Source organism: Lelliottia amnigena, assembly GCF_019047465.1.
Taxonomy (GTDB): domain Bacteria; phylum Pseudomonadota; class Gammaproteobacteria; order Enterobacterales; family Enterobacteriaceae; genus Enterobacter; species Enterobacter amnigenus.
In genome coordinates this window covers 3,302,837-3,315,905 of the sequence record NZ_CP077236.1, presented here as the reverse complement: position 1 = coordinate 3,315,905, position 13,069 = coordinate 3,302,837, and the positions used below count along the sequence as shown (strand labels likewise).

Below are 13,069 nucleotides of genomic sequence, written 5' to 3'. Positions count from 1 at the left end.
CTCCCTGTTCAGGACAGTGTGATGCGGTAGAAGCGCAGCGTCAGGCTACAAAAGGAAAAAATACGAGCGGTGCAGGAGAGATTATTTCCGTTTGCAGCAACGACAAATAGGAGTTGCAAAGCGGCTTCAGGTTTTAAGCTCAGCCCATAAAAAAAGCACCCGAAGGTGCTTTCATTAGATAACCCAGTTTTGCCCGAAGGCAAACTCAGTTTCCGTAAATATTGGCGCGATCGCGCAGTTCTTTACCCGGTTTAAAGTGCGGAACATATTTGCCTTCCAGATCCACTTTATCGCCAGTCTTCGGGTTACGCCCGGTTCGTGGTGCACGATAGTGCAGAGAGAAACTACCGAAACCGCGGATTTCAATGCGCTCGCCCTGTGCCAGAGTCGAGGCCATATGCTCCAGCATCTCTTTAACTGCATCTTCTACTGCTTTTGCAGGAATGTGCGATTGCTGGCTGGCAAGTCTTTCAATCAATTCTGACTTGGTCATGATTCCTCCGGTTCCTTCAAACCATTTAGCTGAACAGCTTATTAAACAAGGGCGGCCGTAGCCGCCCTTTGTTATTGATTACAGGACGAATCCTGCAATCTGTCAAGTCTGCTCGTCATCCTTCGATGATGTAACAGGGTTACATCTCAATAAGATGCAGAGAACTTGATATTACTCGCCTTTAGCTGCTTTGAAAGCTTCAGCCATTGCGTTGTTGGAGAAACCAGCATCTTCCTGTTTGTTAACAGTTGCGATTGCATCTTTCTCATCAGCTTCGTCTTTAGCACGAACAGACAGGCTGATTGCACGGTTCTTACGGTCAACACCGGTGAACTTAGCTTCAACATCGTCGCCAACGCTCAGAACCAGAGTCGCATCTTCAACGCGGTCACGTGAAGCTTCAGAAGCGCGCAGGTAACCTTCAACGCCGTCAGCCAGTTCTACGGTTGCGCCTTTAGCGTCAACTGCAGTCACTTTACCGTTTACGATTGCGCCTTTCTTGTTCACAGCAACCCAGTTGTTGAACGGATCTTCTGCGAGCTGTTTAACGCCCAGAGAGATACGCTCACGTTCTGCGTCAACCTGCAGAACAACCGCAGCGATTTCGTCGCCTTTTTTGTATTCACGAACTGCTTCTTCGCCTGTAGCGTTCCAGGAGATGTCAGACAGGTGAACCAGGCCGTCGATGCCGCCGTCCAGGCCGATGAAGATACCGAAGTCAGTGATAGACTTGATTTTACCTTCAACACGGTCGCCCTTGTTATGGGTTTCCGCGAACTGCTGCCATGGGTTGTTTTTGCACTGCTTCAGGCCCAGGGAGATACGACGACGTTCTTCGTCGATATCCAGAACCATAACTTCCACTACATCACCAACGTTAACAACTTTGGATGGGTGGATGTTTTTGTTGGTCCAGTCCATTTCGGAAACGTGAACCAGGCCTTCAACGCCTTCTTCGATTTCAACGAAGCAGCCGTAGTCAGTCAGGTTGGTAACGCGACCAGTCAGTTTAGTACCTTCTGGGTAACGTTTAGCGATAGCGACCCATGGATCTTCGCCAAGCTGTTTCAGGCCCAGGGAAACACGGGTACGCTCGCGGTCGAACTTCAGCACTTTAACAGTGATTTCGTCGCCAACGTTTACGATTTCGCTTGGATGCTTAACGCGTTTCCACGCCATGTCGGTGATGTGCAACAGGCCATCAACGCCACCCAGATCAACGAATGCGCCGTAGTCAGTAAGGTTCTTAACGATACCTTTGACTTCCATGCCTTCCTGCAGGTTTTCCAGCAGCTGATCGCGCTCTGCGCTGTTCTCGGATTCGATAACGGCACGACGAGAAACAACAACGTTGTTACGCTTCTGGTCCAGCTTGATGACTTTGAACTCGAGCTCTTTGCCTTCGAGGTGCAGAGTGTCGCGAACAGGACGAACGTCTACTAGTGAACCTGGCAGGAACGCGCGAATACCGTTCAGCTCAACAGTGAAGCCACCTTTAACTTTGCCGTTGATAACACCGACTACAGTTTCAGCTTCTTCGTAAGCTTTTTCCAGCGTGATCCAAGCTTCGTGACGTTTAGCTTTCTCACGGGACAGCAGAGTTTCACCGAAGCCGTCTTCTACTGCATCCAGTGCAACGTCAACTTCGTCACCCACCTGGATTTCCAGCTCGCCCTGGGCGTTTTTGAACTGCTCTGCCGGAATGGCAGACTCAGATTTCAGACCGGCGTCAACCAGTACGATATCTTTGTCGATAGCAACAACAACACCACGAACGATGGAACCCGGACGGGTTTCGATTGTTTTTAAGGATTCTTCAAATAGTTGAGCAAAAGATTCAGTCATGTTTAATCTTCAGGTTAATATAACGTCCACCTGGCTCCGTGCCGGATGGGGTTGTTTCACATACCCGCCGTCAATCCATTGCAGCGGGGGTACTACCAATTCTGTCGCAGTTAAGCGAGTGCCAATTTCTGGCGCGCATATTGTAACGCTTTTTCAATCACTTGCTCAATAGTTAAACTGGTCGAATCCAGAACTAAGGCATCTTCTGCCGGAACAAGTGGGGCTACAGCGCGGTTACGATCGCGGTCGTCGCGCTCTTTTATCTCGGATAAAAGGCGATCAAAGTTAACACTAAACCCCTTTTCCTGCAACTGAAGCATGCGACGTTGCGCGCGTTCTTCCGATGAGGCGTCAAGGAAAATTTTAACAGGTGCATCAGGGAATACCACTGTGCCCATGTCGCGGCCATCAGCAATTAACCCCGGTGCTTCACGAAATGCACGCTGACGGCGCAACAGCGCCTCTCGAACGCGTGGGAAGGCGGCGACCTGAGAAGCGGCATTCGCCACTTCCTGGGTGCGGATTTCACCGCTCACGTCTTCGCCTTCAAGAATGACTTCAAGGTTGCCATGTGTAGAGATAAAACGCACGTCCAGATGCGCAGCCAGAGGCACCAGCGCTTCTTCAGAGGCCACATCGACATGGTGATGCAACGCCGCTAGAGCCAGTACGCGATAGATTGCTCCCGAGTCTAAAAGATGCCATTGCAAGGCTTCTGCCATCGCTTTACACAGAGTACCTTTCCCTGCGCCACTTGGCCCATCAATGGTGATTACCGGGGCAGCTGCCGTCATCTTTTTCTCCTTCATTAAGGCATACCGTTAACATGAACGCCGCGCATTATACGCGCCAAAGCAGGCAACTGTTATCTTTGCATGCAAATTACGGAATTTATGAAGCAGAGTGTAGAAGAAATGGGCGGGAACACTGTCAGGAAGCGTAAGTCTTTGCCGCATCCGAAGATGCGGCAGGGATTGATCAGGCAAGGGTACTGATACGCGCGAGCTGTTCGAAATAATCCGGGAAGGTTTTCGCGGTGCATTTCGGGTCAAGAATCGTCACTGGCGTGTCGGATAACGCCACCAGCGAGAAGCACATCGCCATGCGGTGATCGTTGTAGGTGCCGATCTCAGCGACCTGCAGTTTTGCAGGAGGCGTGACGCGAATATAATCCTCACCCTCTTCCACCTGCGCGCCGACTTTGCGCAGCTCGGTTGCCATCGCAAACAAGCGGTCAGTTTCTTTGACGCGCCAGTTGTAAATGTTTCGAAGCGTTGTTGTCCCTTTAGCAAACAGTGCCGCCGTCGCAATAGTCATTGCCGCATCCGGAATATGGTTCATATCCATATCAACCGCATTAAGTTCACCGTGCGTACAGGAGATAAAATCATCACCCCAGGTCACCACCGCGCCCATCTTTTCCAGCACATCGGCAAAGCGAATATCGCCCTGCACACTGTTGCGGCCGATTCCGGTGACTTTAACCGTACCGCCTTTAATCGCACCCGCGGCCAGGAAATAGGACGCTGACGATGCATCGCCTTCAACAAGATAATCGCCTGGAGATTGATACTGCTGGGCACCGCGAACCACAAAGCGCTGGTACGCCTGGTTTTCGACCTCTACGCCAAACGTTTTCATCAAATGCAGCGTGATATCGATATAAGGCTTAGAGACCAGATCGCCTTTGATGCTAATCACCGTATCCTGCGGGGCCAGCGGCGCCGCCATCAAAAGTGCGGTCAGAAACTGACTGGACACGCTGCCGTCGACGTCCACATTGCCGCCGGTAAACCCACCGCGTAAACGTACTGGCGGATAGTTTTTCTGCTCAAGGTAATCAATCTGCGCGCCGCCCTGACGCAGCGCGTCAACCAGATGGCCAATCGGACGTTCTTTCATGCGCGGTTCGCCGGTCAGCACGATATCGTTACTTCCCAGACACAGCGCTGCCGCCAGCGGACGCATCGCCGTACCGGCGTTACCTAAAAACAACTCCAGCTCGGTGGCCGATGTAAGCGCCCCGCCGTTACCCACGACTTCGCAGCGGGTACGATCGCCAGACAGCGTGAACTGAACACCCAACGCCTTTAGCGCATTGAGCATATGGCGAACGTCATCGCTATCCAGCAGGTTAGTAAGGACAGTCGTGCCGTTTGCCAAAGCGGCCAGCAGCAGCGCGCGGTTCGAGACACTTTTTGAGCCAGGCAAATTAATGGTGCCATCGACTCGCGCGATAGGGTGTAACGTCAGGGATTCCATGAAGCTTAACTCTCAACTCGACATAATAAAAAAACCCCGCAGCGACGCCACGGGGTGAAAATAACGCGATTAACCGTGGCGACGTTCGAAGTCAGCCATAAAATCAGTCAGCGCTTTGACGCCTTCAAGTGGCATTGCATTGTAGATAGACGCACGCATACCGCCTACGACACGGTGGCCTTTAAGCGCATGCAAACCAGCGGCGAAAGACTCCTCAAGGAAGACTTTATCCAGATTGCTGTCCGCAAGCTGGAACGGTACGTTCATGCGTGAGCGGTTTGGCTTAGCGACATCGTTACGATAGAAATCACTGCCATCAATGGTGCTATAAAGCAGCTCGGCTTTTTGCTGATTGATCTTGTCCATCTGCGCCACGCCACCGTTTTTCTTGAGCCATTTAAAGACAAGGCCAGAAAGATACCAGGCGAACGTCGGCGGGGTGTTGAACATCGAGTCGTTATCGTTCAGTACGGTGTAGTCGAGAATTGAAGGACACGCCTTCTGCGCTTTGCCTAAAAGATCTTCGCGCACAATCACCAGGGTCAAGCCAGCCGGACCGATATTTTTTTGCGCACCCGCATAGATGACGCCATAGCGGCTTACGTCCAACGGGCCGGAGAGGATCGTGGAAGAAAGATCCGCAGTGACCACCACATCATTGCCAAAGTTTGGCTCTTCATGAATGGCGATCCCGTCAATGGTTTCATTTGGGCAGTAGTGCAAATACGCGGCATTGTCGGATAGCTGCCACTCGCTCATCGGTTTCACCGCGCGCAAGCCATCAACCGTCACTTTGGCATCGATCACATTGGGGGTGCAGTATTTATGCGCTTCTTTAACCGCACTGGCCGCCCAGTAACCGGCATCGACATAATCTGCGGTCGTTTTGTCGCCCAACAGATTTAACGGAATTCCCGCAAACTGGCCACGGCCGCCGCCATGACAGAACAATACTTTGTAGTTCGAGGGAATATTCAGCAGATCGCGAAAATCCTTTTCTGCCTCTTCCGCCACCTGGATAAATTCTTTACCACGGTGGCTAATTTCCATCACCGATGTACCAAGACCCTGCCAGTCGCAAAGCTCCTGCTGCGCTTGTTTAAGTACATCTACCGGTAACATTGCCGGACCTGAACTGAAATTGAAGACCTGAGCCATTTACCCTCACCACGCTAAAAGCACTAAGTTATAACTGTGGATATCGGTTTTATCATTCAGTGACACGCGCCGCAATGTCTAAAACTTATGACCTGGAAAATGAGTCCACCGTCACACAAAACATTCTGCCATCACGTCCGCACAAAACCGACAAAATGGCTGTCAGGTGATACGTTTAGCCCTGCTAACCTTCGTCCATTCTGGATGCGCGCAGCGGGGACATAATTGATGATCTCCCGCCTGCATGGCGACAACATAGCTACAGCGTATACAGGCGTACTCCTCTGACTCTGGCACAACCATAAAACGCTTTACGCACTCATCGGGCAAAATACACAGGCCCGGCTTCACATCTTCATCGTCATAATAATAAATGCTGATCTGTCCGTTGGTTTCCATAATTGCGAGCCGCACTTGCCCCAACTGCTCCACGCTGTTGAGGCGTAATTCCATGAAAAACTCAAATTCGGTCATGTTGGCGCTGCGGACTTTCTCCCAGGCAAGCTGCCCTTCCTGCACAATCACCACCGGTTTCCCTTCCAGCAAATCCTCCAGCTTTTCACTTTTCGACATCAGCCACATCACCAGGCGATACAGCAAGGCCAGCGTGATAAACACGATCAACACCGGAATCATCGGTACGTCATCGTAAAAAGCAACGTCTCCAGCCGCTGAACCCAGGGTAAGGATGATTAATACTTCAAACAGCGACATCTGACGTACGCCGCGGCGACCCGTAATCTTGAGAAACAAAAAGACCAATATAAAAGTGTAAAGGCTACGAAGTGCCACTTCTCCTAAAAACTCTAACGGAACTTTGTCGAATGCCATCCGATGAAGATCAAACGCTTTCATTTTTTTCTATGCCTTAACAGTGGGTTACTGCCTGTAAGCATAGCCCAGCCTTTTATTTTCGCCGTATCCTCCGCGAAGATAGCGCCAGTCACGCAAAACCCGTATCATTGCGCGCTTTCCGTACGATAAAAGTGATAGCCATGACTCAAACATTCATCCCCGGCAAAGACGCCGCCCTGGAAGATTCCATCGCTCGCTTCCAGCAAAAACTGACCGACCTGGGCTTTAATATCGAAGAAGCGTCCTGGCTCAATCCAGTTCCGCACGTCTGGTCTGTTCATATTCGTGATACCGATTGCGCGCTGTGCTTTACCAACGGTAAAGGTGCCACCAAAAAAGCGGCGTTGGCGTCTGCGCTGGGTGAGTATTTTGAGCGTTTGTCCACGAACTATTTCTTTGCGGATTTCTGGCTGGGCGACACGATCGCAAACGGCCCGTTCGTGCACTATCCGAACGAAAAATGGTTCCCGCTTACGGAAGACGATGAATTACCAGACGGCATTTTGGATGCGCGTCTGCGTGCGTTTTACGATCCTGACAACGAACTGACCGCCGGTATGCTGATCGATCTGCAATCCGGTAACGACGAGCGGGGTATTTGCGCCCTGCCGTTTACCCGTCAGTCTGATGAACAAACCGTCTACATTCCGATGAATATCGTCGGTAACCTGTATGTCTCTAACGGTATGTCTGCAGGCAACACCCGCAATGAAGCTCGCGTTCAGGGCCTTTCCGAAGTGTTTGAGCGTCATATCAAAAATCGCATTATTGCGGAATCCATCAGCCTGCCGGAAATCCCGAGCGACGTGCTGGCGCGCTACCCAGGCGTGGTGGAATCCATCGCCAAACTGGAAGCCGAAGGTTTCCCAATATTTGCTTACGACGGTTCACTGGGCGGTAAATACCCGGTTATCTGCGTAGTGTTGTTCAACCCAGCTAACGGGACGTGCTTTGCCTCGTTTGGTGCGCACCCTGATTTCGGCGTCGCGCTGGAACGTACCGTGACCGAGCTTCTGCAAGGCCGCAGCCTGAAAGATCTGGACGTGTTTACGCCACCAACCTTTGATGATGAAGAAGTGGGCGAACACACTAACCTGGAAACGCACTTCATTGACTCCAGCGGTTTGATCTCTTGGGACATGTTCAAGCAGGACGCTGACTACCCGTTCGTGGACTGGAATTTCTCCGGCACAACTGAAGAAGAGTTCGCCACGCTGATGGCGATCTTCAAAGCCGAAGATAAAGAAGTGTATATCGCCGATTACGAACACCTGAGCGTTTACGCCTGCCGTATTCTGGTGCCTGGCATGTCCGATATTTACCCGGCAGAAGATCTGTGGCTGGCAAATAACGCGATGGGCAGCCATCTTCGTGAAACCTTGCTCGCCTTGCCGGGCAGCGAATGGGAAAAAGAAGAGTATTTAAACCTGATCGCCCAGATGGACGATGAAGGTCACGATGATATGACCCGCGTGCGCGAGCTGCTGGGTCTGGCGACCGGTAAAGACACTGGCTGGTATACGCTGCGTATTGGCGAACTGAAAGCGATGCTGGCACTGGCCGGTGGCGATCTGGATCAGGCTTTGGCCTGGACCGAGTGGACCATTGAGTACAACCAGTCTGTATTCAGCGCAGAGCGCGCAAATTATTACCGCTGCCTGCAAACCTTGCTGCTGCTCTCTCAGGAAGAAGATCGCCAGCCGCTGCAATATCTGAACGCCTTCGTGCGTATGTATGGTGCAGAAGCCGTTGAAGCCGCGAGTGCCGCCCTAAGCGGCGAAGCGCCATTCTATGGCCTTCAGCCTGTCGACGGCGACCTCAACGCGTTCCCGGCACATCAGTCACTGCTGAAAGCGTATGAAAAACTGCAGCGCGCGAAAGCCGCTCACTGGTCAAAATAAGCGCACATAACACCATAGACTGTAGGCGTATCTAATTCGCTGAGCTATATTACGGGGCAATTTCATTGCCCCGTTTTTATATTTAATCGCAATGAATTTTAATTGTAATAATAACGTTAATTACAGGTAAATATAAATATGTTTACTTGCGTTTTACTGTTACTTTTTAGGGCAATTACTCCATTTTAATTAACTGCCGTCAGGAGCCTTTAGGAAATAATTCAACTCTTTTCATAACTTTTAAAATTTATTTTTATACGGATAATCAAAAACTTACGCCGCAATCGTAGCAAAACCATACGCTTTGCGGGCCTATAAGCCAGGCGAGATATGATCTATATCAATTTCTCTTCTATAATGCTTTGTTAGTATCTCGTCGCCGACTTAATAAAGAGAGAGTTAGTGTGAAAGCTGACAACCCTTTTGATCTAATACTCCCTGCAGCGATGGCCAAAGTGGCCGAAGAAGCGGGTGTCTATAAAGCAACAAAGCACCCGATGACGACGTTCTATCTGGCGATTACCGCTGGTGTGTTCATCTCCATCGCATTTGTCTTCTACATCACTGCGACCACCGGTACTGCTGCGATGCCTTTCGGTATTGCAAAATTGATTGGCGGTATCTGTTTCTCACTGGGTTTGATTCTGTGCGTCATCTGTGGCGCTGACCTCTTTACCTCAACCGTCCTTATCGTTGTGGCAAAAGCGAGCGGAAGAATCACCTGGGGCCAACTGGCGCGCAACTGGCTCAATGTCTACGTTGGCAACCTGATTGGCTGTTTGCTGTTTGTTTTGCTCATGTGGTTGTCTGGCGAGTATATGGCCGCCAACGGTGGCTGGGGGCTTAACGTCCTTCAAACCGCCGACCACAAAATGCATCACACATTTATCGAAGCCGTCGCTCTGGGTATCCTCGCAAACCTGATGGTATGCCTGGCTGTTTGGATGAGCTACTCCGGACGCAGCCTGATGGACAAAGCCATGATAATGGTTCTGCCCGTCGCCATGTTCGTCGCCAGCGGCTTTGAACACAGCATCGCAAACATGTTTATGATCCCGATGGGGATCGTTATCCGCAACTTTGCAAGCCCCGAGTTCTGGACCGCTGTTGGTTCAAGCCCGGAAAGTTTCTCTCACCTGACTATTATGAATTTCATCACAGATAATCTGATCCCAGTCACCATTGGGAATATTATCGGTGGGGGTCTGTTGGTTGGGTTGACATACTGGGTCATTTACCTGCGTGGCGACAATCATCATTGATGGTTTCTCAGGCAGTAAATAAAAAATCCACTTAAGAAGGTAGGTATCACATGTCCGAACTTAATGAAAAGTTAGCCACAGCCTGGGAAGGTTTCGCGAAAGGTGACTGGCAGAAAGAAGTCAACGTGCGTGACTTTATTCAGAAAAACTATACCCCGTATGAAGGTGACGAATCCTTCCTGGCTGGTGCAACTGACGCAACCACCAAGCTTTGGGACAACGTAATGGAAGGCGTTAAACTGGAAAACCGCACTCATGCGCCAGTTGATTTCGATACTTCCGTTGCTTCTACCATCACTTCTCACGATGCTGGCTACATCAACAAAGCCCTTGAGAAAATCGTTGGTCTGCAGACTGAAGCGCCACTGAAACGTGCAATTATTCCGTTCGGTGGCATCAAAATGGTTGAGAGTTCATGCAAAGCGTACAATCGCGAGCTGGACCCAATGCTGAAAAAAATCTTCACTGAATACCGCAAGACTCACAACCAGGGCGTGTTTGATGTTTACACCAAAGACATCCTGAACTGCCGTAAATCTGGCGTGCTGACCGGTCTGCCAGATGCGTATGGCCGTGGTCGTATCATCGGTGACTATCGTCGTGTTGCGCTGTACGGCATCGACTTCCTGATGAAAGACAAATACGCTCAGTTCCTGTCTCTGCAATCCGATCTGGAAAACGGCGTAAACCTGGAAGCGACTATCCGTCTGCGTGAAGAGATCTCTGAACAGTACCGCGCACTGGGCCAGATCAAAGAGATGGCAGCGAAATACGGCTGTGATATCTCTGGTCCTGCGACCAATGCTCAGGAAGCGATTCAGTGGACTTACTTCGGCTACCTGGCGGCTGTTAAATCTCAGAACGGTGCAGCAATGTCCTTCGGTCGCGTATCCACCTTCCTGGATGCTTACATCGAACGTGATATTAAAGCGGGCAAAATCAACGAACAAGACGCTCAGGAAATGATTGACCACCTGGTCATGAAACTGCGTATGGTTCGCTTCCTGCGTACCCCTGAATATGATGAACTGTTCTCCGGTGACCCAATCTGGGCAACTGAATCCATCGCAGGTATGGGTGTTGATGGCCGTACTCTGGTTACCAAAAACAGCTTCCGCTTCCTGAACACCCTGTACACCATGGGCCCGTCTCCGGAACCAAACATCACTGTTCTGTGGTCTGAAAAACTGCCTCTGAACTTCAAGAAATTCGCGGCTAAAGTGTCCATCGATACCTCTTCTCTGCAGTACGAGAACGATGATCTGATGCGTCCTGACTTCAACAACGATGACTACGCTATCGCATGTTGTGTAAGCCCGATGGTTGTTGGTAAGCAAATGCAGTTCTTCGGTGCTCGCGCTAACCTCGCGAAAACCATGCTGTACGCTATCAACGGCGGCGTTGATGAAAAACTGAAAATCCAGGTTGGTCCTAAATCTGAACCAATCAAAGGTGACGTTCTGAACTTCGACGAAGTCATGGAACGTATGGATCACTTCATGGATTGGCTGGCTAAGCAGTATGTCACCGCCCTGAACATTATCCATTACATGCACGACAAATACAGCTACGAAGCTTCTCTGATGGCACTGCACGACCGTGACGTGGTTCGCACCATGGCATGTGGTATCGCAGGTCTGTCTGTTGCCGCTGACTCCCTGTCTGCTATCAAATACGCGAAAGTTAAACCAATTCGTGACGAAGACGGTCTGGCTGTCGACTTCGCTATCGAAGGCGAATACCCGCAGTTTGGTAACAACGACTCTCGTGTTGATGACATGGCGGTTGACCTGGTTGAACGTTTCATGAAGAAAATTCAGAAACTGACCACCTACCGTAACGCTATCCCGACTCAGTCTGTTCTGACCATCACATCTAACGTTGTGTACGGTAAGAAAACCGGTAATACCCCAGACGGTCGTCGCGCTGGCGCGCCATTCGGCCCAGGTGCTAACCCAATGCACGGTCGTGACCAGAAAGGTGCTGTTGCCTCTCTGACTTCCGTTGCTAAACTGCCGTTTGCTTACGCGAAAGATGGTATCTCTTATACCTTCTCTATCGTTCCAAATGCGCTGGGTAAAGACGACGAAGTGCGTAAAACCAACCTGGCTGGCCTGATGGACGGTTACTTCCATCACGAATCATCCATCGAAGGTGGTCAACACCTGAACGTGAACGTGATGAACCGTGAAATGCTGCTTGATGCGATGGAAAACCCGGAAAAATATCCGCAGCTGACCATTCGTGTATCTGGCTACGCAGTACGTTTTAACTCCCTGACTAAAGAACAGCAGCAGGACGTTATCACTCGTACCTTCACTCAATCCATCTAACTGGAATTGACTGAAATCACGCGGTAAAAAGCGTACAATAAAGGCTCCACATCCGTGGGGCCTTTTTAACACCCTCTCCACGTTAAGTCTCTTTTGCCCGGCATCTATACTAAATGGATAACAGCCAAAACAGACTCGACATAGCCAACTGAGCTATGCATATAAACAGGCCCCGGACGGGCCGAATCTGGAGATATCACCGCAATGTCAATTATTGGCCGTATTCACTCCTTTGAATCCTGTGGCACTGTCGATGGCCCAGGCATCCGCTTTATTACCTTCTTCCAGGGTTGTCTGATGCGTTGCCTGTATTGCCATAACCGTGATACATGGGACACGCACGGCGGTAAAGAAATTACCGTTGAAGAGCTAATGAAAGAGGTGGTGACCTATCGCCACTTTATGAATGCCTCTGGCGGCGGCGTCACAGCATCCGGAGGAGAAGCTATTCTCCAGGCAGAATTCGTCCGTGACTGGTTCCGCGCCTGCCGGAAAGAAGGCATTCATACTTGTCTGGATACCAATGGTTTTGTGCGTCGCTATGATCCGGTCATTGATGAGTTACTTGAGGTGACCGACCTTGTCATGCTCGATCTGAAGCAAATGAACGATGAAATCCACCAGAATCTGGTCGGCGTCTCAAATCACCGTACGCTGGAGTTTGCCAAATACATCGCAGGTAAAGGGATCAAAACCTGGATTCGTTATGTCGTCGTGCCAGGCTGGTCAGATGATGATGATTCTGCGCATCGCCTGGGTGAATTCACTCGTGATATGGGGAACGTCGAGAAAATCGAACTGCTGCCGTACCATGAGCTGGGCAAGCACAAGTGGGTGGCGATGGGCGAAGAATACAAGCTCGATGGCGTTAAGCCGCCAAAGAAAGAGACCATGGAACGTGTGAAAGGTATTCTTGAGCAATACGGTCACAAGGTGATGTATTAATAAAAAAGCCCGGGC

At 50.5% G+C, this 13,069-nt stretch carries 10 protein-coding genes; 4 read left to right on the top strand and 6 right to left on the bottom strand.

Annotation, left to right across the window (positions count from 1 at the left end; translation table 11 throughout):
• Window positions 1–205 precede the first annotated feature (205 nt).
• The 6 genes from ihfB to I6L74_RS15470 all read right to left on the bottom strand — a co-directional run bounded on the left by ihfB (window position 206) and on the right by I6L74_RS15470 (window position 6,613).
• A complete protein-coding gene (ihfB, locus tag I6L74_RS15495) occupies window positions 206–493 on the bottom strand; it encodes an integration host factor subunit beta (protein ID WP_012016828.1) in 288 nt (95 codons plus the stop codon).
• Between the two features lie 171 nt (window positions 494–664).
• On the bottom strand, window positions 665–2,338 hold the full coding sequence (gene rpsA / locus I6L74_RS15490) for a 30S ribosomal protein S1 (protein WP_059178452.1): 1,674 nt from the start codon (window positions 2,336–2,338) through the stop codon (window positions 665–667).
• 110 nt (window positions 2,339–2,448) lie between these two features.
• Window positions 2,449–3,132: a (d)CMP kinase gene (gene cmk / locus I6L74_RS15485; RefSeq protein WP_012016826.1), complete on the bottom strand. Its 684-nt coding sequence runs from the start codon at window positions 3,130–3,132 to the stop codon at window positions 2,449–2,451.
• Between the two features lie 184 nt (window positions 3,133–3,316).
• Complete coding sequence (gene aroA, locus I6L74_RS15480; protein ID WP_059178453.1) at window positions 3,317–4,600, bottom strand: 3-phosphoshikimate 1-carboxyvinyltransferase; 1,284 nt, start codon at window positions 4,598–4,600, stop codon at window positions 3,317–3,319.
• Window positions 4,601–4,669: 69 nt separating this feature from the next.
• Entirely contained in the window at window positions 4,670–5,758 is a 1,089-nt protein-coding gene (gene serC, locus I6L74_RS15475; RefSeq protein WP_059178454.1) for a 3-phosphoserine/phosphohydroxythreonine transaminase, read from the bottom strand.
• A 162-nt stretch (window positions 5,759–5,920) separates the two neighbouring features.
• On the bottom strand, window positions 5,921–6,613 hold the full coding sequence (locus tag I6L74_RS15470; RefSeq protein WP_059178455.1) for a DUF421 domain-containing protein: 693 nt from the start codon (window positions 6,611–6,613) through the stop codon (window positions 5,921–5,923).
• Between the two features lie 140 nt (window positions 6,614–6,753).
• Here I6L74_RS15470 and ycaO point away from each other — a divergent pair, with 140 nt between their 5' ends.
• The 4 genes from ycaO to pflA all read left to right on the top strand — a co-directional run bounded on the left by ycaO (window position 6,754) and on the right by pflA (window position 13,054).
• A complete protein-coding gene (gene ycaO / locus I6L74_RS15465) occupies window positions 6,754–8,514 on the top strand; it encodes a 30S ribosomal protein S12 methylthiotransferase accessory factor YcaO (protein ID WP_059178456.1) in 1,761 nt (586 codons plus the stop codon).
• 404 nt (window positions 8,515–8,918) lie between these two features.
• On the top strand, window positions 8,919–9,776 hold the full coding sequence (gene focA, locus I6L74_RS15460) for a formate transporter FocA (protein WP_012016821.1): 858 nt from the start codon (window positions 8,919–8,921) through the stop codon (window positions 9,774–9,776).
• Window positions 9,777–9,826: 50 nt separating this feature from the next.
• Window positions 9,827–12,109 carry a formate C-acetyltransferase gene (gene pflB / locus I6L74_RS15455; RefSeq protein WP_059178457.1) on the top strand — a complete coding sequence of 761 codons (2,283 nt, stop codon included), beginning with the start codon at window positions 9,827–9,829 and terminating at the stop codon, window positions 12,107–12,109.
• A 204-nt stretch (window positions 12,110–12,313) separates the two neighbouring features.
• Window positions 12,314–13,054, top strand: a complete 741-nt coding sequence (pflA, locus tag I6L74_RS15450; RefSeq protein WP_012016819.1) for a pyruvate formate lyase 1-activating protein — start codon at window positions 12,314–12,316, stop codon at window positions 13,052–13,054.
• The last annotated feature ends 15 nt before the right edge of the window (window positions 13,055–13,069 follow it).